23 protein-coding genes are annotated in these 19,021 nt (G+C 48.3%); 9 read left to right on the forward strand and 14 right to left on the reverse strand.

Annotated features, from left to right (window positions below):
• The first annotated feature begins 16 nt into the window (after positions 1-16).
• The 4 genes from JCM15548_RS02110 to JCM15548_RS02125 all read left to right on the forward strand — a co-directional run bounded on the left by JCM15548_RS02110 (position 17) and on the right by JCM15548_RS02125 (position 6,456).
• Positions 17-1,783, forward strand: coding sequence for a DUF4450 domain-containing protein (locus JCM15548_RS02110; protein WP_157482324.1), 1,767 nt, complete (start codon positions 17-19; stop codon positions 1,781-1,783).
• Entirely contained in the window at positions 1,768-3,642 is a 1,875-nt protein-coding gene (locus JCM15548_RS22300) for a hypothetical protein (RefSeq protein ID WP_062122226.1), read from the forward strand. The genes JCM15548_RS02110 and JCM15548_RS22300 overlap by 16 nt, the downstream gene beginning before the upstream one ends.
• A gap of 37 nt (positions 3,643-3,679) precedes the next feature.
• Positions 3,680-4,843, forward strand: a complete 1,164-nt coding sequence (locus tag JCM15548_RS02120) for a glycoside hydrolase family 88/105 protein (protein ID WP_062122227.1) — start codon at positions 3,680-3,682, stop codon at positions 4,841-4,843.
• 62 nt (positions 4,844-4,905) lie between these two features.
• On the forward strand, positions 4,906-6,456 hold the full coding sequence (locus JCM15548_RS02125; RefSeq protein ID WP_062122228.1) for a glycoside hydrolase family 28 protein: 1,551 nt from the start codon (positions 4,906-4,908) through the stop codon (positions 6,454-6,456).
• Positions 6,457-6,490: 34 nt separating this feature from the next.
• On the opposite strand, the gene JCM15548_RS21890 is transcribed toward JCM15548_RS02125, so the two are convergent.
• Positions 6,491-6,820: a hypothetical protein gene (locus tag JCM15548_RS21890; protein WP_062122229.1), complete on the reverse strand. Its 330-nt coding sequence runs from the start codon at positions 6,818-6,820 to the stop codon at positions 6,491-6,493.
• A 20-nt stretch (positions 6,821-6,840) separates the two neighbouring features.
• On the opposite strand from JCM15548_RS21890, the gene JCM15548_RS21895 reads away from it, so the two are divergent.
• The 4 genes from JCM15548_RS21895 (at position 6,841) to JCM15548_RS02150 (ending at position 9,642) form a co-directional block, all read left to right on the forward strand.
• Positions 6,841-7,206, forward strand: a complete 366-nt coding sequence (locus JCM15548_RS21895; protein ID WP_162198161.1) for a hypothetical protein — start codon at positions 6,841-6,843, stop codon at positions 7,204-7,206.
• Positions 7,207-7,661: 455 nt separating this feature from the next.
• The gene (locus JCM15548_RS02140) at positions 7,662-8,468 is read left to right on the forward strand and encodes a 2,3,4,5-tetrahydropyridine-2,6-dicarboxylate N-succinyltransferase (RefSeq protein ID WP_062122231.1); all 807 of its coding nucleotides are present in this window, start codon (positions 7,662-7,664) and stop codon (positions 8,466-8,468) included.
• Between the two features lie 149 nt (positions 8,469-8,617).
• Complete coding sequence (locus tag JCM15548_RS02145; protein WP_062122232.1) at positions 8,618-9,196, forward strand: L-threonylcarbamoyladenylate synthase; 579 nt, start codon at positions 8,618-8,620, stop codon at positions 9,194-9,196.
• A 5-nt stretch (positions 9,197-9,201) separates the two neighbouring features.
• On the forward strand, positions 9,202-9,642 hold the full coding sequence (locus JCM15548_RS02150; protein ID WP_062122233.1) for an acyl-CoA thioesterase: 441 nt from the start codon (positions 9,202-9,204) through the stop codon (positions 9,640-9,642).
• On the opposite strand, the gene rimM is transcribed toward JCM15548_RS02150, so the two are convergent.
• From rimM to JCM15548_RS21445, 3 genes are all read right to left on the reverse strand, one after another.
• The gene (gene rimM, locus JCM15548_RS02155) at positions 9,620-10,153 is read right to left on the reverse strand and encodes a ribosome maturation factor RimM (RefSeq protein ID WP_162198162.1); all 534 of its coding nucleotides are present in this window, start codon (positions 10,151-10,153) and stop codon (positions 9,620-9,622) included. The two genes, JCM15548_RS02150 and rimM, sit on opposite strands and share 23 nt — an antisense overlap.
• Positions 10,154-10,229: 76 nt before the next feature.
• Complete coding sequence (locus tag JCM15548_RS21440; RefSeq protein ID WP_157482328.1) at positions 10,230-10,457, reverse strand: hypothetical protein; 228 nt, start codon at positions 10,455-10,457, stop codon at positions 10,230-10,232.
• Positions 10,454-10,834 carry a 30S ribosomal protein S16 gene (locus JCM15548_RS21445; protein ID WP_157482330.1) on the reverse strand — a complete coding sequence of 127 codons (381 nt, stop codon included), beginning with the start codon at positions 10,832-10,834 and terminating at the stop codon, positions 10,454-10,456. The genes JCM15548_RS21440 and JCM15548_RS21445 overlap by 4 nt, the downstream gene beginning before the upstream one ends.
• Positions 10,835-11,271: 437 nt before the next feature.
• Here JCM15548_RS21445 and JCM15548_RS02165 point away from each other — a divergent pair, with 437 nt between their 5' ends.
• The gene (locus JCM15548_RS02165) at positions 11,272-12,174 is read left to right on the forward strand and encodes an AraC family transcriptional regulator (protein WP_227625345.1); all 903 of its coding nucleotides are present in this window, start codon (positions 11,272-11,274) and stop codon (positions 12,172-12,174) included.
• On the opposite strand, the gene JCM15548_RS02170 is transcribed toward JCM15548_RS02165, so the two are convergent.
• The 10 genes from JCM15548_RS02170 to JCM15548_RS21900 form a co-directional block, all read right to left on the reverse strand.
• On the reverse strand, positions 12,171-12,401 hold the full coding sequence (locus JCM15548_RS02170; RefSeq protein WP_062122235.1) for an SHOCT domain-containing protein: 231 nt from the start codon (positions 12,399-12,401) through the stop codon (positions 12,171-12,173). The two genes, JCM15548_RS02165 and JCM15548_RS02170, sit on opposite strands and share 4 nt — an antisense overlap.
• A 116-nt stretch (positions 12,402-12,517) precedes the next feature.
• Positions 12,518-13,750, reverse strand: a complete 1,233-nt coding sequence (locus tag JCM15548_RS02175; RefSeq protein WP_062122236.1) for a nucleoside recognition domain-containing protein — start codon at positions 13,748-13,750, stop codon at positions 12,518-12,520.
• Positions 13,751-13,776: 26 nt separating this feature from the next.
• Positions 13,777-14,262: a pyridoxamine 5'-phosphate oxidase family protein gene (locus JCM15548_RS02180; protein ID WP_062122237.1), complete on the reverse strand. Its 486-nt coding sequence runs from the start codon at positions 14,260-14,262 to the stop codon at positions 13,777-13,779.
• A gap of 17 nt (positions 14,263-14,279) precedes the next feature.
• The gene (locus JCM15548_RS22195) at positions 14,280-14,852 is read right to left on the reverse strand and encodes a hypothetical protein (RefSeq protein ID WP_173427638.1); all 573 of its coding nucleotides are present in this window, start codon (positions 14,850-14,852) and stop codon (positions 14,280-14,282) included.
• Positions 14,792-16,240, reverse strand: coding sequence for a DNA primase (gene dnaG / locus JCM15548_RS02185; protein ID WP_173427639.1), 1,449 nt, complete (start codon positions 16,238-16,240; stop codon positions 14,792-14,794). The genes JCM15548_RS22195 and dnaG overlap by 61 nt, the downstream gene beginning before the upstream one ends.
• A 212-nt stretch (positions 16,241-16,452) precedes the next feature.
• Positions 16,453-16,689: a phosphoglucose isomerase-related protein gene (locus JCM15548_RS26550; RefSeq protein ID WP_227625346.1), complete on the reverse strand. Its 237-nt coding sequence runs from the start codon at positions 16,687-16,689 to the stop codon at positions 16,453-16,455.
• Entirely contained in the window at positions 16,611-17,795 is a 1,185-nt protein-coding gene (locus JCM15548_RS02190) for a glucose-6-phosphate isomerase (RefSeq protein ID WP_227625347.1), read from the reverse strand. The genes JCM15548_RS26550 and JCM15548_RS02190 overlap by 79 nt, the downstream gene beginning before the upstream one ends.
• 132 nt (positions 17,796-17,927) lie before the next feature.
• Positions 17,928-18,128 carry a hypothetical protein gene (locus tag JCM15548_RS02195; protein ID WP_062122238.1) on the reverse strand — a complete coding sequence of 67 codons (201 nt, stop codon included), beginning with the start codon at positions 18,126-18,128 and terminating at the stop codon, positions 17,928-17,930.
• 74 nt (positions 18,129-18,202) lie between these two features.
• Entirely contained in the window at positions 18,203-18,709 is a 507-nt protein-coding gene (locus JCM15548_RS02200; RefSeq protein ID WP_062122239.1) for a hypothetical protein, read from the reverse strand.
• Positions 18,710-18,711: 2 nt separating this feature from the next.
• Positions 18,712-19,021 (reverse strand): hypothetical protein (locus JCM15548_RS21900; RefSeq protein ID WP_162198163.1); only part of this gene is annotated, 310 nt, incomplete at its 5' end.

Here is a 19,021-nt window from a genome sequence, read left to right on the forward strand (position 1 = left end):
GTTAAAGGAAATTAGTATGAAGTGGATCAGTGGAATTGTCCTGTTTTTGATGATGGGAAGTAGCTCCCTGCCGGGGCAGGAAGCTCCGCAACTGTGGCATGGCAAGGAGCGGAGTTTGCGCTACCGGCCCGAAGGAAAGGGCTTTGTGATTGAGAACGGGACCTTGCGTTACAATAAGGCTTTGTATGGCATCAATTCCTCTTTCAGGGTGGAAACCAGCGACCAGCCGGTCTTGGGTTTGTACATGCCCTATATGGGCGGTAACCTCCAATGGGGGGTGCGTTCCGGTACAGAAAGTAAATGGTTGGTGGAGGCCGACTACGTGCGATCGGTCTATGAACCCGGCATTCGACGCTATGAAATAAAGGATGCCTTGCTGGGCAAGGGACAATTGGTGATTGAAGTCCTGGCCATGGGCGATGCCAATGGGGTGGTGGTCCGTTTAAGCGGGAAAGACCTTCCGCCCGATTTGCGACTGATGACCATGTACGGCGGAGCAGACAGCAAACGCTTCTTTCGCAATGCCGATTTGGGGGTGGATGTGGCCAATGCCTTTGATCTGAATCCGGAGTCCTGTCTCAATAACGACTACGAACTCGATGGCTCGTCTTTTACCATGGCCTATGGGCAGGATTCCAGGAATCCGACCTCCGTAAGGGGCCGGTTTTCACCGGGAACCCGTTTACGCCTGGGCTCACCTTATTCTGTAGAGAGCCCTGCCGCCGTTTGGGATTCAGAAGTCACTGCGTCAAAACCTGTCTTGCTGGCAGAGTTTCCGGCAGGCTCTGACGAGGTCCATTACCTGGCCCTGAAAAATGCAGCGGACGATTCCGGTATTCCCGGCGCCCAGTTGGAGGCGCTTTTCGAACGGGCGGATGAACGTCGGAAGGAAGTGGCTTCTGCCGTAGTAATGGATACCCCCGATCCCTACATGAATCCGATTGGAGGGGTTCTCAGTACAGCCGCTGATGGCATCTGGGACGACGTGTGGTTGCATGGAGCCATTGGGTGGCGTATGCCGTTGAACGGCTGGCGGGCCGGTTACACGGGTGATTTTATTGGTCTGAGCGAGCGCAACCGCCGGCATTTTAACCGTTATGCGGCCTCTCAGGTGACGGAAGTGCCTCCTGTGTTGAGTCACCCGGCGCCAGACAGTGCCCTGCATCTGGCCCGACCACTTAAAGAGTGGGGCACTCCCATGTATTCCGACGGGTACATTTGCCGGAACCCTGAAAACAACAACCAGATGCACCACTACAACATGAATCTGGTTTTTATCGATGCCTTGCTCTGGCATTTGAACTGGACCGGGGATTTGGCCTACGCCCGGGAAATATGGCCGGTGATAACCCGCCACCTGGAATGGGAAAAGCGGAACTACGATCCGGATAACGACGGCCTCTATGATGCCTGTGCCAGCATTTGGGCCAGCGATGCCCTCTACTACAACAGCGGCGCGGTCACCTACACTTCTGCCTATAATTACCGGGCCAACCGGATGGCGGCCCTGATTGCCGAAAAGCTCGGCGTGGATGGGATCGCTTACCAGAAAGAGGCTGAAAATATTTTAAAGGCGCTCAACGAGCGCCTCTGGCTGGAGGAAGAGGGACATTGGGCCGAATTTCAGGATTTCATGGGCCAGGGCCTGCTGCATACCCGGCCTGGCATATGGACCATCTACCATGCCATTGATTCGGAGGTACACGACCCCTTTCAGGCTACCAGGCCACCCGCTACATTGATACGCAAATCCCGCATATCCCGGTTTTGGCTAAAGGCCTGAAAGATGAGGGCTACCATACCCTTTCCACCACCAACTGGTTACCTTATTCCTGGTCGGTGAACAACGTAGCCTTTGCCGAAGTCGCCCATACCGCCCTGGCCTACTGGCAGAGCGGTCGTAACGATAAAGCCAGTAAGCTGTTTAAAAGTATCGTGCTCGACGGCATGTACCTGGGCAGCAGTCCGGGTAACATCGGACAAATTAGTTTTTACGATGCTGCACGTGGGGAGTGCTACCGTGATTTTGGCGATCCGGTAGGTATGTATGCGCGCGCGCTTATTGAGGGCTTGTATGGCATTCAACCGGATCTGCTTAATCGTCAGTTGCTTATTCAGCCTGGATTTCCAACCGACTGGGACCATGCTGCCTTGACGACTTCTTATCTGGATTTTAAATTTGAAAGACAGGGGCTCCGGGATCGCTACCAAATTGAAAGTAAAATGGAAGCGGCCGATACGGTCAGGCTGAACCTGAGGGCTTTGGGGACCTCGGTGAAAACTGTGAAGGTGAACGGTCGGGACCACCACTGGAAATGGCATGCGGCGATCGGTGGACCGCGCCTGATGGTAGAAGTGAACGGCCGGGAGAAGATCCTTTTGGAAATTGAATGGGAGCAAGCTGTGGGTGATGAACTGGAGGTGAAAGCGTTGCAGCATGCGGCCGGTGACAGGCTGGAAGTTGAATTGCCTGCGCGAATTTTGGAAATCAAGGATACTCAGGGCGCCCTGGAGGATTACACCATCAGTGGGAAGCGCCTTCGGGGAGTGGTCCGGGGCAAAGCGGGCGACAAAACGCTTTTTGTAAAAGTGCAGGCGGACGAAGCTGTTTGGTGGCAGCCACTGCATTTGGCGGTAAGCCCTTCCTTTGCGCTCGAATACGATAAGGAGGCCGACGCACTTCAACTGCGCCTAAAGAATCAGACCGATGTTGATCAGACTCTGGAAGTATCGGTGAATCCCGGCCCCGGTGCCTGGTGTCAAAAGCTAAAACTTTCACCCGATGAATGGTCGACAGTCCTGGAGGTCCCTGTGGACCAGTTATTCCTGGGTACCAACAGGGTGGAATTACGGATTGGTCGGGAAGTCATTTATTCTGAAGATCTAAGTTTGTGGAACCTTAAGGTTCCACAGAGACCTTATGAAATGGTCCCCATGGGTGATAGGATGAATGCCTCGGTTTCTGCTATTTTTGATGAGGTGTATTTGTCGCCACGATCCCCTTTCACCACGCTGCAGATTCCTGTTCAGGGGATAGGTGAGTGGTGTCATCCCAAATTGACGGCTGAAATTGATGACAGTGGCTTACGTGCTGCCGTTCGTAACGGGGTGTTTACAACGCCTTTTGGTTTGCCTTTTTACAGTAACGGAGAACCAGAGGCGCCCAATGTATTGTTTGTTTCCTTGTGGGACAATTATCCGGATCGGGCGGAGGTGCCGCTGAACGGAAAGGCTGCCCATGCCTATTTGCTGATGGCAGGTTCTACCAATCACATGCAAAGCCATTTGGTCAATGCCAGGGTAAAGGTGCGGTATGCCGATGGCAGTGAAACGGTTCTGGATCTGGTGAATCCCGACAATTGGGTGCCCATTGAACAGGATCTCTTTATAGACGATTATGCTTTCCAAACCGTTCATGCCCGACCCTACCGGGTGGCCTTGAAAACAGGTGAGGTCAGTCGCGATATGGAACAATTGATGGGCATTGATCCGGCGGAAGTTTATGGTCGGTCCATCGACGGAGGTGCCGGTATTATTCTGGATCTGGCCCTGAATCCGGATAAGGAATTGAAAGCATTGGAATTGGAAGCGGTCGCCAATGAAGTGGTGATCGGACTGATGGCGGTAACTCTGGTCCGCTGATTCTAACAGATCAAGCAATAAATTTAAACTTTTTCAGATGAGATTTTTATGGATATGTCTAGTGAGTTTGCTGGTGGCCGGAAGCATCGGCGCCCAGTCGGTTGCCGTGCGATTTGCCGATTCCGAAATGGTGCGGGCCCCGGAGGCCTGGCAGCTGGATCACGGGAAACGTTTGTATTTTGGCTATGGTCAGGGTTTGGGAACCCTGGCCATGTTGAAGGTATGGAAAGAGACCGGAGACCGGAAGTACCTCGATTATGTTATTCAATGGGCAGACACCTTAATTAATGAGGCGGGAGAAATCCATGCCTATAGGGTGGAAACCTACAACATCGATTACATCAATTCGGGTAAAGTGTTGTTTGAGGTATACCGGCAAACCGGTGATGAGAAATACAAGCTGGCGATGGACCGGCTGGTGAATCAAATGAAGTACCATCCCAAAACCCATGAGGGCGCCTTTTGGCACAAACTGATTTACCCACACCAGGTGTGGCTGGATGGTTTGTACATGGGGTCGCCTTTTTTGGCGGAGTATGCCGTGACTTTTGACCAGCCTGAATGGCTGGACGTGGTGGTGACGCAGTTTTTGGTGGCTGGGAAACATACGTACGATGAGGCGACCGGGCTTTACTACCACGCCTGGGACGAGAGCCGCAACCAGCGTTGGGCCCATCCGGAAACGGGCCAGTCGCCCAACTTTTGGGGACGTAGCATGGGCTGGTGGTTCATGGCCCTGGTGGATGTATTGGATTATTTGCCGGAAGACCAGGAGCACCTGGAACACCGGGGTGAAATAGTAGAAATGATACAAGGTTTGGCCGCTGCTGTCAGCAACTATCAGCATGAAACAGGCTTGTGGTACCAGGTAGTGGATCAGGGCAACCGGGAGGGAAATTACCTCGAGGCTTCGGTGTCCGCCATGTTTATGTATGCCATTGCCAAGGCGGTTAACAAGGGTTATTTGAACCCCTCTTTTCGGATGGTGGCCGAGCGGGCCTATGAGGGCCTGATGCAGGAATTGATTGTAGAAGATGCCCGTGGCGTTCTGTCACTGACCCGTTGCTGTGCCGTAGCAGGTTTGGGGGGTAATCCCTACCGCGATGGCAGTTTTGACTATTATGTGAATGAGCGCAGGAGAGATAATGATGCCAAAGCCAACGGACCATTTATTATGGGCTGTTTGGAATTGGGAAAATGATTTTTTGGCCGGAAATGATAAAAGAATAAGTATATTGAACTTTAAATAAAAAAACAGAGCGTATGAGTCGTTTATGGGGATCGTTGTTGTTGTCGTTGGGATGGATGATGCTGATGTCGTGTCAGCCCCAGGAGGAAAAGGAATCACCCTATGCTTATTTATACAATGACCTGCCTTTTGAGATGCCGGTATTGTCGCCCCCCGTTTTTGCCGATAACCGGGTTTCTTTGTCGGAAGTCGGTGGTGTAGGTGACGGACAGGTTTTAAATACGGCCGCTTTTGAGGCCGCCATGCAAAAGTTGACGGATCAGGGTGGAGGTACCCTCTATGTGCCAGCAGGTGTCTGGCACACCGGCCCCATCGTTTTTAGAAGTAACATCAATATGTACCTTGAAAAAGGGGCCGTGATTTTGTTTAGTCGCGACAAAGACCTTTATCCCCTGGTGGAGACCATCTTTGAGGGCCTGGACACCCGTCGCTGTCAGTCGCCCATTTCAGGCAGAAACCTGGAAAATATTGCCATTACCGGACACGGAGCCATTGATGGTGCCGGTGATGAGTGGCGACCGGTGAAGCGCCAAAAGGTGACTGAAAGTCAGTGGCAAAAATTCATCGCCAGAGGAGGCGTGTTCAAGCGCAGCGATTATTGGTTTCCTTCTGCCGGTGTGCTGCATGGAGATACCATCAGTAATATGAATGTCCCTCAAAATCTGACAACTGAGGCCGAGTGGCAAAAAGTAAAGGACTTTTTGAGACCGGTGATGGTGAGTTTTATTGAGTGTAAGAATGTTTTTTTACAGGGCGTCATTTTCAGCAATTCACCGAGCTGGAATTTGCATCCCCTGATGTGTGAAAATATCATCATCGATAATGTTCAGGTGCGCAACCCTTCTTATGCGCAGAATGGGGACGGCCTGGATTTGGAGTCCTGTAAAAATGCCCTTGTGGTGAACAGTTCCTTTGATGTGGGGGATGACGGCATTTGTATCAAGTCGGGCAAAGACGAGGACGGCCGCCGACGTGCACGTCCCACCGAGAACGTACTGGTGGATAACTGTGTGGTGTATCGGGGCCACGGTGGTTTTGTGGTAGGCAGTGAAATGTCCGGCGGTGTTCGGAATGTATTGGTCCGCAATTGTTCGTTTCTGGGAACCGATGTGGGCCTCCGGTTCAAGAGTCGCCGGGGCCGTGGTGGCGTGGTAGAAAATATTTTTGTTGAAAATGTGAGCATGCACGACATCTCCACCGACTCCTTCCGTTTCAACCTTTATTATGGGGGCAAGTCGGCCACCGAAGCCTTGGCCGCCGGTGAAGACGGTGCTGTTCAGGAGCGGGATTTACCGCCGGTCACAGAAGAAACGCCCGTGTTCCGGAACTTACGCTTCAAGAATGTTACTTCGGTGAACGCCCGACGCGCCATGTATTTTCATGGTTTGCCCGAAATGCCCATTGAAGGTATACATCTGGAGGATGTCACCATTTCTTCCCGCTTCGGTGCTGAATTCATCGAGGTAGATGGCCTGGTCATGAAGAATGTTCAGATCAGTCCGGAAGAAGGAGAAGCCTTTTCCTATATCCACGTTCAAAACCAAATGGTACTTGTTCCTGAATAAGCACTGGAAATCGAACTTTTGAAAGGGTAAATATTTATGGGGCCTGAGGCTCGGGAGCCGGCTGGTTTTGGTTTTCATGTTGATACCTGCTGAGGAGGGCTTCTATTTTCCTGGTGGCAGAAACGCCATTGTCGGAAGCGCTTATTTTTAAATGAAGGTTGCAATAAATAACAAAACGATCCAATGCCTCGCCCTCGTAGCCTGAAATAAGGGCGATGACTTCCCTGCCGGCTACTGCTTCCTTATGGTTCCATACACGGGCTGCCTCCCGGGCTTCCGGAAGTCTGAGTTTGGCCTTTTCGGCTCGACTGAATTTGGACTGGATAAAGGAGGCGGGACTAAGCAAGGCGCCCAGGATCCCCATGCTGCCGGCATCGGCCTTTCGTGGGGAGGAATATCCGAAACCTGACTGCCAATGTGGGCTGGCAGGTGCAATTCTATCCGTTTGGATTCATCGATGTGCTTTGGAAATATCAGGGGATCAAAAATCCCCTGATAGCCTTTCACGGTGACCTCCTGAATATCAAAACTCTGTTGCCTCAACTCTATTTGCATCCTGTTGGTGCTGTCGCGCGGCTGTTGGTTCAATACAATGGTACGTGCTTCAAAGCCCAGGGCGGCGATGCGTATGGAGTCGCTAAAGGGGAGCCTCAGAACAAAACAACCCTTTTCATCGCTGATGTAGCGGGCTACCTGCTGGTAACTGGCGATGGTGGCATGCGGAATCTCCCCATGGTTGCCGGGGCCTGAGATGCAGCCCTTCCAAATCACCAGAGAGTCGGATTGTGACGAGACTTTGAATGGAAGTAACAAGATGATGCCTGTGATTAGAAGCAACAATTTGGGATCCTGTGTGCGCATTGTTTATTGGAATTGGGTCAATAATGGATGAGCTATACAGGATTAGAAAGCGTAACAGGATGGCCGTTTAACAAACAATAATTGTGCCGGAAGAGGTGTTTTTAGACCCTCATTTTCACCTGTAAGCGTACGTCGTATTTCGGTTTTTAAAATTCAGCTCGATTATCGATTTAAAAAACATTAACATACTAAATGATAATTGTTTGTGACTATGTGCCCATTAAGCCTTATTTTTACGAGACTAAACCATTTATTAATCGAAAAAATGATTTTGGCTGTTGGATGCCAAAAAAACAGTCGCCTAAACTGTAAACAGCGAAAATCATTTACCTAACAAAAAGAAGATGAAAGAAATTATTGAAAAGGCTTGGGACGACCGGAGTTTGTTATCCGGTACTGAAACGCAGGAGGCCATCCGGCAGGTCATTGAACAACTCGATAAGGGAATCATTCGGGTTGCAGAACCCGACGGGGACGAATGGAAAGTCAATGAGTGGATCAAAAAGGCGGTCATCCTTTACTTTCCCATGCAGAACATGGAAACCATTAAGCTGGGACCTTTTGAGTTTCACGATAAAATGGCGCTCAAAAGCAATTATAAAGAATTGGGCGTGCGGGTGGTGCCTCATGCCGTGGCCCGTTATGGTGCCTATATTGCCCGTGGGGTGGTTATGATGCCCTCCTATCTGAACATTGGTGCTTATGTGGATGAAGGCACCATGGTAGACACCTGGGCGACAGTAGGTAGTTGTGCCCAGGTAGGCAAGCATGTGCACCTGAGTGGTGGCGTAGGACTGGGGGGCGTTTTGGAGCCCATACAAGCCTCTCCCGTTATTATCGAGGATGGCGCCTTCATTGGCTCCCGTTGCATTGTGGTAGAAGGTTGCCGCGTAGGAAAGGAAGCGGTACTGGGCGCCAATGTCGTCCTGACCGGATCTACCAGAATTATTGATGTGACGGGTTCAGAGCCGGTGATTCACAAAGGTTATGTGCCTCCACGTTCGGTGGTGATTCCTGGCAGTTATACCAAGGAGTTTGCTGCCGGTTCTTACCAGGTGCCAGCCGCCCTGATCATCGGTCAGCGGAAGGCCTCAACCGACTTGAAAACTTCACTCAACAATGCGCTGCGTGATTTTGGGGTGGCTGTATAGTCGCTGTCTGGATATTTTTTGAAAAGAGGAGTGGATGGAGCCGGTGCTTTGTCGGCTCCTTTTTTTTGTGGCTCAATTTTGTGACTCAATTTATTTGTGTGCTAATGGGATTGGGCTTATTTTTGAAGGAACAAAAATAAAAGCTGAAAATGGCTGAGCGCTATGATAGAGAAGATTTCCAGAGTGCTCTGGAGGTGCTGAATGAAGGCGGATTGATTCTGTATCCGACCGATACGGTATGGGGAATAGGCTGTGATGCCAGCAACGCAGAAGCCGTATCAAAATTGCTCCATCTAAAGGGAAGAGCCGTGGGAAAGCCGCTAATTGTTCTGGTCGATCAGGTGGGTAAAATCCCTCAGTATGTCGGTGATATGCCGGCGTTGGCTTGGGATCTCACAGAACTTTCTGAAAAGCCGCTGACCATCGTTTACGATGGCGCTAAAAATGTGGCCCCCGGTGTGGCCGGCCCGGATGGAAGTGTGGGGATCAGGGTGACGCGTGAATTGTTTTCGCAGACTTTGTGCCAGCGCTTTCGCAAACCCATTGTCTCCAGCTCTGCCAATATCAGCGGGAAGCCGACACCCAGGAGTTTTTATGAAATTGATGCGGCCATTGTAAATGGGGTGGACTATGTGGTAAAGTACCGACAGGAAGAAACAAGCTTCTATACGGCCTCTGGTGTTATGCGCTTGGGTCAGCATGGAGAAATTCAGATAATACGGGAATAGGTGATATGGAATGGAAGGATTTTTTTCACGAGACACCCATACAAATCCGCTTCAACGATGTGGATGGTTTTGGACATGTTAACAATACCGTGATTCAGGAATATTTTGATATTGGTCGCCTGCATTATTTGAAGGAGGCCTTGGGGGCGGATAAACTCTGGAAGGACGGAAGGCATCTGGTGATTGTTTCCAATAAGACCGATTTTTTTCAACAAACCTTGCCGGATGATCAAATACGGGTGTTAACCCGTATTTATCAATTGGGTGGCAAGAGTCTGCGCATGATGCAGTGGATTTTAAAGTCGGGCGAAACAGCGCCGACAGCCACTTGTGATTCGGTGATGGTGGGCGTTAACAGCGGTGAAGGGATGATTATTCCGGATGATTGGCGCTCTGATTTTAATCAATTGGAAAAAGGAAGACTTATTCCAGATACAGCTCAATAAGTCCCGCCGGTGCATCTATGTCCATTTGCCGCTTTTCCATATCAATCCGGACGATGAATTCGCTGTGAATGGGGACCAGTATTTCTCTTTCTTTGTAAAAGAGTTCGATGAGCGGATTGTTCTGGATATCGGCCACGGACCTTATCGGTCCCAAAGCACCCATGTTTTTGTCCGTTACCTCAAAGCCAACCAACTGGTGAATGGAAAATTCCGTGTGCGCCGGTTCCTGTCCCAGCTCTTCCGGGTCAATGTAGACATCGGCACTTTGAACGCGACGGGCTTTTTCCTCGGTTGAAATGGTGTCAAGAATCACCAGTAAGTCCTGATCATTCCGGTATCGGATGGCATGCACTTCAAAGGGTACCAAACCGCCCTGGAGATCAATAAACAGGAAATCCGGATCCGGCTCATAACCATGCCATTCCGGCAATAATCGTATAAGCATCTCTCCGGTTACACCGTGAGGCTTGGCCAGTGAGCCAATTTTCAGTAGTTTGGATTTCTCAATCATGTTAAAAGTAAAAGTACAAAAAAAACCCATCTGATTGTCAGATGGGTCTTTTTTATAAAGAATTTTTTGGCTTCGTTTATTCAGCCTTTGGTTCCTCCGGAGCTTGGTCCTCAGTTGAAGGCGCCTCTTCTGAAACTTCTTCAGAAGCAGTTGCTTCCTCTGCAGCCTCTTCAGCAGGAGCTTCTTCGGCAGGAGCGGCAGCAGCTTTGGCTTCAGCAGCCAGAGCAGCATCTCTCTTAGCGATTTTCTCAGCTCTTTCGGCGTTGACTTTGGCTTCCTGTTCAAGACGTTCTTTAGCACTCATGCTTTAATTCCAGCCAATTCGTCTTTTTTCGCCTGAATTTTTGCTTCTTTCTCTTCCAACCATTTCTGGAAGCGAACTTCAGCTTCAGCTTCGTCAAAAGCACCTTTTTTAACTCCTTCGAGCAAGTGTTTTTTCATCATAACACCTTTGTAGCTCAGGATTGCACGGGCAGTATCAGTAGGTTGGGCACCATTGGCAAGCCATTGTAAGGCTTTGTCATTGTTGAGATCAATTGTAGCAGGATTCGTGTTGGGATTGTAAGAACCAATCCTTTCAATGTACCTGCCATCTCGTGGCGCCCTGCTGTCAGCTACCACTATGTGGTAGTAAGCATACCTTTTGCGTCCGTGTCTTGCTAATCTAATTTTTACGGGCATGTTTCAAATAATTTCAATTAATACAACCTACTTTTTTAAGCGACCGCAAATATACGGGCTTTTTGTTTGAATATGAAATGTTTTGAAAAAAAACATCTTTTCCATCTCATTTCTTCGGGCTTTCGATGGCCTGAATCACAGCGATGATGTTTTTGATACTATATGGTCTAAACGGACAGGTATTAACAATGGTTGATGTTTTTTAATGCTGTTTTACCTTGTTTAAATGCCTGTTTGTCAGTATTTAAACCATTTAAAGTTGTTTTTGGAGGGCTCTGAATGTATAAGGGCTCTCGATCAGCGTGTAATATAAATGACTTAAAACAAGTGCTTTAAGAAACAATTGGGCCTATTTTGATACCTGTGTTGTATTATTTTATCAAAAATGTTTATTTTTGATAAAATAATACATTGTTCATCTACCCCCATTTTGAGACATGGAAACAAGCACCATTACGTCCATCAAGGAATCTATTCATCGGGAAATAACCCCATTAAATGAGGATGATTGTTTTTTGATTTTTGACCGGGAACGCTCCCTGTTCACCTTTCCCATTCATTTTCATCCTGAGTATGAAATCAATTTCATTGTCCATGCAAGGGGGGCCCGACGGGTGGTGGGTGATCACATTGAAGAAATTGATGACCACGAATTGGTCATGGTCGGTCCCAACCTTTATCATGGTTGGGAAAACTACCGCAATACCGGAACGCAGATCCTGCACGAAATCACCATCCAATTTCCACGCGATATCTTTGAGGGGGCGCTGATCGCCAAAAATCTTCTGAAGCCCATTCGAGACTTGCTGAACAATGCCAACAGGGGCATTCTCTTTTCGAAAGAAACGGCCCAACTGGCCGAAAAACGCCTGGTTTCATTGACGCAGAAACGCGGATTTGATTCCTTTTTGGAATTCCAATCCTTGCTGTATGACCTGTCCATCTCCCGCGACCAAAAGCTGCTGACCAACATTTCCTTTCAGCATAACAATGATTTTCATAACAGTGAGCGCATTGAAAAAATTTATAATTTTGTCCGCGCCAACTTCAACAAGCGCATCATGCTGGAAGAGGCTGCCGGCATGCTGAACATGTCAGTCGTCTCCTTTAGCCGCCTGATTAAGCAGCGAACCGGTAAATCTTTTGTCGAATTTGTGAATGAAATACGCCTGGGCTACGCCACCCGCCTGCTCATTGAGACACGAAAAAGCGTGTCAGAAATCTGTTACGAATGTGGTTTCAATAACATCTCTAACTTTAACCGCATATTTAAGAAGAAGCAACATTCTACCCCCAGTGAGTTTCGTATGAATTTCAATGGGGTCAAAAATGTGTTTTAAACCGCCAAAACGTCATTGACCATTTCTTCATATTTCTCGCGGTCTATTTCTCCTTTAGCGTAGCGCTCTTTGAGTATGTCCAGAGCCGGCTGGTGTTTGGATACAAGTGTCTCATAGGCGCCTTTTTTGGCAGCCAGTCCCAAAACGACCAGCAAGGGCACTGCTACGTACCATCCCCATCCAATTGTCCACGCGCCATTGTTTGATTTTGTTTCTTCCTTATCCATATTATTTTTTTTTACGTTTTAGTTATTGGACCCATTGTTTCTTCAGTTATTTCGTAATAACCTGACTACTGGGGTCAATCACTAAATATAAGAAAAACATAGGAAGAAGTAAAGTTTTACCCAAAGAAGAGGTAACCAATAAATATGGCCGCAATGATGCCGGTAAAGTCGGCAATGAGTCCACAAGGCACAGCATGTCTGGTATTCCGAATGCCCACCGACCCAAAATACACGGCAATAATATAGAAGGTGGTATCTGTGGCACCCTGAACCGTTGAGGCCAGTCGGCCCGCAAAGGAATCCACACCGTGGGCATTCATGGTGTCAATCATCATGCCGCGGGCCCCGCTGCCACTGAGGGGCTTCATTAAAGCAGTCGGCAGGGCATCCACAAAGCGGGTATCCACATTCAGCTGTGTAAAGAACCAGGCCACCCCGTCGATCAGGTAGTCCATGGCTCCGGAAGCTCTGAAAACGCCTATGCTGACCAGAATGGCAATGAGGTAGGGGATGATTTTGATGGCGATGGAAAAGCCTTCCTTGCCCCCTTCGATAAAGGCCTCATAGACATTCACCTTTTTAAGGACGGCGCGGACGATGAATACAATGATGAAGGAAAACAGGGTGAGATTGGCGATCAGTAGTGACACCACCCGCAGTTGTTCCCGATCCAGTCGGGACAATCCCCACAGCAAAGCCCCTACAAGCGCCGTCATTCCTCCCAAATAGGCCATAATCACCGGGTCCAGCAGCTTGATGCGCTGGACCACAGCCACAGAAATAACCCCTGCAATGGTCGAAAAAAAAGTGGCCAGGAGGATGGGCAGAAAAATATCGGCCGGATTGGCGGCGTTGAACTGTGCCCGGTACACCATAATAGACACGGGAATAATGGTGAGGCCGGAGGTGTTTAAAACCAGAAACATGATTTGCGCATTGGAGGCTGTGTCCTTTTGATCGTTCACCGTTTGCATTTCTTTCATGGCCTTGAGTCCCATGGGCGTGGCGGCATTGTCGAGTCCCAGCATATTGGCGGCCAGATTCATCATCATAGAGCCGTAAGCCGGATGGTTTTTGGGCAGCGTGGGAAACAAACGGTTGAAAAAGGGACCAATGGCTCTGGTCATCAGCGTCACCATGCCGCCTTTTTCGGCAATCTTCATAAAGCCCAGCCAAAGCGTGAGGACACCTGTCAAGCCTAGAGAAATGGTGAAGCCGGTACTGGCAGATTCAAAGGTGGAATTGACCAGCTCTGAGAATATTTCCATGTCCTGAAAAAACAGCAGACGAATGAGAGCCACCACAAAGGCGATCAAAAAAAAGGCGATCCATATGTAGTTAAGTACCATTGGGCATTTTTTTTAAGGATTTGATCTTAGCTCTTTTTGTATTTTTCGTGAGGGGCACCAAACTCTTTGCAACTGATTTCATCTATGGGAATGGCCCAAATCTTAACATTGCGGACGGCGGGGTCGCTGTATTCAAATTGTTTGTCGGAATATTGTTCCATGATAATATTCAGCGCCTCGCGCTTTTGATCCATATCTTCGATAAAGGTCACCTGTCCAAAAGCGATGACGCTTTTGGATTTCATGCGGTAACTGCAGGCTACCTGCGGATGCTGAAAGGCCAGTTCATGGTCGGTACTGAAAGTGATGCAGATGTGGGCATTGTTTTCAAGCGCCGTAATAACGCGCCCTGTGGGGGCGCTGTGCAAGTAAATAATCCCATTCTGATAGCCAAAATTCATCGGTATCACATAGGGGGTGTTTTCAGGGGTGACCACCCCTGCAAAACATATGTCGCAACGGCGAATAATGGTTTCTATCAGCTCCTGATCTTTATGTACCAGCGTCTTCATGGAATGTTGTTTTGTGATTATATAATGGTTCGCTCACCATGTTGGTGCGAAATAAATTTAAAGGCTTGTTGTAAGACGGTCATTTCCTGGATGAGTTCCATCAACTTTTCATGGTTGCCTTGCTCCTGCGCTTCCTTGAGTTGCTGACGCACCTGATCCATACGTACCTTTACCATTTTCCATTTGAGTTCCGTTACCACCCGGGGTACCAGGTCGTCCAGCATCTCTTCATCCTTCTTGACGGGTCCGTATTTATTGTGGATGCGACTCAGTTGGTATTCACGCGCAATAAGATCCGTCACCAGTCCGCTGACCGCCGGGTCCGGGTGGCTGACAAAATAGCGGTTGGCCATGAAGCCCGGCGTGCCCAAATGGGCCTCATACTCTTCTATGATTTGGTTGTGCAAAGGGTTTTGGCTGCGCACATCGTCGGCATTTAAACCGTGGACGATGTATTCGCCTACCGACATCGATTTCTCTTCTCCATCAATGGTGACGGGGCCGCTCAACATCTGATCGCCATATTTGATCAGGAAGCGCAATACTTCCCGTTCTTCCGGCTCCAGCGGATTGCTGGCGATGAGGGGCACGGCCGTGGTATTCGAATTCGACGGGGTGGAGCTTCGTGGACGGGAGGGCGGACAGCCGGACGCAGGGCTTCTTTTTCCTGCTTCTTCTTTTTAATCTTGCCAATTTCCGTGTACAGCACAGGTTCTTCCACATTCATCAGCTTGCTGCATTCTTTGATATACACGGCCCGCACAATGGAGTCGGGTATCACCGAGATGGTTCTGACGATGTCCTGTATCAGTTGGGCCCTTTTGATGGGATCATTGTGGGTATCCTCCAGCAGAATGGACGTTTTGAACTTGATGAAATCGGTTTCGTTGTCCCGTATGTATTGCAGCAATTTCTCCTTGCCCAGTTTTTTGGCAAAAGAATCGGGGTCCTCTCCTTCGGGCAGCAGGAGCACCTTGACATTCATGCCCTCTTCCAGTACCAGGTCGATTCCCCGGATGGAGGCTTTGATGCCCGCCGGATCGCCATCATAAATAATGGTGATGTTGGGCGTGAACCGGGCCATGAGCCGTATCTGATCCACCGTCAGTGCCGTTCCCGAGGAGGCCACCACATTGGTAATGCCCGCCTGGTGAAAGGAAAGCACATCGGTATAGCCCTCTACCAGATAAGTACGATCCTGTCGCACCATTTCTTGCCGGGCCTGATAAATGCCATACAATATGCGGCTTTTGTGGTAGATTTCAGACTCGGGTGAGTTGAGATATTTGGCCGTTTTGGCGTCGGATTTTAAAACCCGTCCACCAAAGGCGATGACTTTGCCGGAGAGACTGTGGATGGGAAAAATCACCCGGCCCCTAAATCGGTCGGCTTTGTAGTCGTCCCGCACAATGGACAGGCCGGTCTTCTCCAAAAATTCTATCTTGTAGCCATGTTGCTGGGCCTGCCTGGTGAGCGCATCCCGTTGTTCCGGTGAATAGCCGAGCTGAAATTTTTTGATGATGTCGTCTCTGAAACCCCGCTGGCGAAAATAGCCGAGGCCCACCGACTGGCCCTCATCTGTTTCGTAAAGCGTTTGCGCAAAATATTTGGCGGCATACTCGGTCACCACCATCATGCTTTCCCGCTCATTTTGGTGCTGCAACGCTTCCGGCGAGGGCTCTCTTTCTTCTATGTGAATATGGAATTTGCGGCCCAGACTTTTGATGGCTTCCACAAAAGTGATTTGCTCATGCTCCATTAAAAAATTGACCGCGTTGCCGCCTTTGCCACAGCCAAAACACTTGAAAATGCCCTTGTGGGGCGAAACAATGAAAGAGGGCGTTTTTTCATTGTGAAAGGGACAATTGCCGATATAGTTGATGCCACGTCGCTTCAGGTTGACATATTCGGAGATGACGTCCGTAATCTGTCCCTGAGCAGCTTCCATTATTCTATCAACTGTGGCGCTATCAATCATGTCTCTTTTTTCCCTTCAAAACCGTTTATATGCATTCAACAGTTGCTCAAAAGTACAAAATAAAAACCACGAATTTCGCGGATGAACAGGGATGAAAACGACATGTGTGAGAAACTTCCAGTAGTATTTTGAAAATTTATTCTCATCCAAGCCGCTTCATCTCTGCCATTTCGCGTCATCCGTGGTTGACGAAAAGAACGATACGGTGTGTATTACAGTCTTTTTCTGATTTCTTGGGTTTCTTTTTCAAAGCCGGGTTTGCCCAGGAGGGCAAACATATTCTTTTTATAGGCCTCTACCCCCGGTTGATCGAAGGGGTTTACACCTAAAACGTAACCACTAATACCACAGGCTTTTTCAAAGAAATAGATCAACTGGCCAATGTAGTACTCGTTGAGTTTGGGGACAGAGATGCGGATGTTGGGTACACCGCCGTCCACATGGGCCACAAGGTTCCCAGTTCAGCCATTTTATTCACTTCATCGATGCGCTTGCCGGCGATGTAGTTGAGTTTGTCCAGGTCGTCCTTATCATCGGGCACTTCCAGCTTTTGGTTGGCCGTTTCAACCGAGATAACCGTTTCGAAAATCGTCCGTTCACCTTCCTGAATCCATTGGCCCATGGAGTGCAAATCCGTGGTAAAATCCACCGCAGCGGGGAATATTCCTTTGTTCTCCTTGCCTTCACTTTCGCCATACAGCTGCTTCCACCATTCGGCCAGGAAGTGCAGTTTGGGATTGTAATTCACCAGAATTTCAGTTGTTTTTCCCTGTTGATAAAGCAGATTACGAACCGCTGCATAAACAGCCGCCGGATTCTCATTAAAAGCCACATCCGGTGCAGTGGCTTCTTCCATGTCAATGGCCCCCTGAACCAGTTGGTCAATGTCTAATCCGGCAATGGCAATGGGCAGAAGTCCGACCGGGGTCAGTACCGAATAGCGGCCACCCACATCATCCGGAATCACATAAGTCTGGTAGCCTTCGCGGTCGGCCAGCGTGCGCAAAGCACCCTTGCTTTCATCCGTAATGGCCACAATACGCTCTTTAACATCCGCTGTTCCGTATTTTTTCTCCAGCAATTCCTTTAATAGTCTAAAAGCAATGGCGGGCTCTGTGGTGGTTCCGGATTTGGAAATAACCACGACCGAAAAATCCTTGTGCTTCAGCAGATCTAAAAGCTCAAAGGTGTAATCTTCGCCAATATTTTGGCCCGCATAAAGCACCACGGGTGCTTTGCGTTTGCTTTGTAAAAAGTCGAAGGAATTCGATAAAGCGTCAATGACAGCTCTGGCTCCCAGATAGCTGCCGCCTATGCCAACAACTACAACAATTTCTGACTTTTCGCTTAATCTACGGGCCGTTTCCTTAATGGTCGCTAATTCCTCAGCTGTGATGGAAGAGGGCAGATTGAGCCATCCCAAGAAGTCGCTGCCGGCACCGGTTTTACCGTGCAGTTGTTGTTGACTGGACAATACTTTATCTTCCAGTTTTTGAACGGCTCCTTCAGCAATGAAGCCGGCCGTTTTTTTGATGTCAATTGATATCTTTTGCATCGTGATTTTATGAGTTTGAAGTTTATAAGTCCAAAGATACAATTTATCTGAAAAGTGGGAGGAATATGAAATGTTTTTGTTGCCTTGGGTTGGACTTCTGTGTGAACTTCAAGCTCTATGGGTTTTCTTTTATTAATGTTCCTTTGCCATTTCTTTCAGAGTGCTGTAGCTGTAATAATAGGACTCAGTTCCATCAATCGCACCTTTATAGTTCTCCTTGATATAAATGGAATCCATGCCTTGCAACTCCTCGACGCTTACGAGCTGTGCAGTTAAATCAAAACCGGTTAGAAGAAGTAGGATGCAGATAGTTGTTGCATTAATGAAGTCCATAGGGCTTAAGTTTTAGCTGACCATTGAAAAGACCGGGGCTGCAATGTTATACAGCAGCCCCGACCTTTTAGAGTTTATTCAATTGGCTCTATCTCGGGAACGTATAAAAATATTTCCTTTATAGTAAAATCTTTATAAAAATCTTCCTGGGCCTTGCCCCAATTGATTTCAGGATTAAGGTCTGATAATTCCACCGCATCATCATATGCGTAAAGATCTGTAAATTTAACAATTATTTGGGTTGCCGCTGGAATAAGTTTATTTTCTCCAGCGAGCATGGTATACCTCACGGTTAAACTCACGCCATTAGACTTATCCATTGGATTCCATAATGAATTTGGAGTAAAATTTACAATGTCAGCCTCTAAATCGTCTAACAGAACTTTGACCGGTTTACCCACATAAAACTGTTGGTTTTCATAGAAATTGGTTTTGATGTATTCAAGTGTGTCGTAATTAAATGAATTTAAATCCTTGTATTGGGGATTTGAGATGTTTCTGGTACTGCTTTTTTGTTTTATAGTAGCACAGCTCCCTAAAACAAAAATCAGCAAGATTAATAAGCTATTCAACTTTTTCATAGTTATTTACATTTTGTGGAGGTTGCATCGGTTACTTTTGCGTTCGGGTTCATTGTTCCTTTAGTTTTCATAGTTTTGAATTCGTCATCTCCTTTTTCTTTCCTCATTAATGTCACTCCTGTTTCGTTTTTGTCCAGGACGTATGCCATCGCAGCATCATGAGCATCAGCATAGGAAAATCCTTGAGACCTCAAATAATTCCGCATTGCGTCATACTCTTTAAAAAATGCGGTCCCTTCTTTAAACATCCCATTCTCCGTACCCAGGTTCGTCTTGTTTTGGCTATAGAAAGACTGGGCAGCTTCGGGGTCC

Origin of the sequence: Geofilum rubicundum JCM 15548 (assembly GCF_000974365.1) — a bacterium.
GTDB lineage: Bacteria > Bacteroidota > Bacteroidia > Bacteroidales > Marinilabiliaceae > Geofilum > Geofilum rubicundum.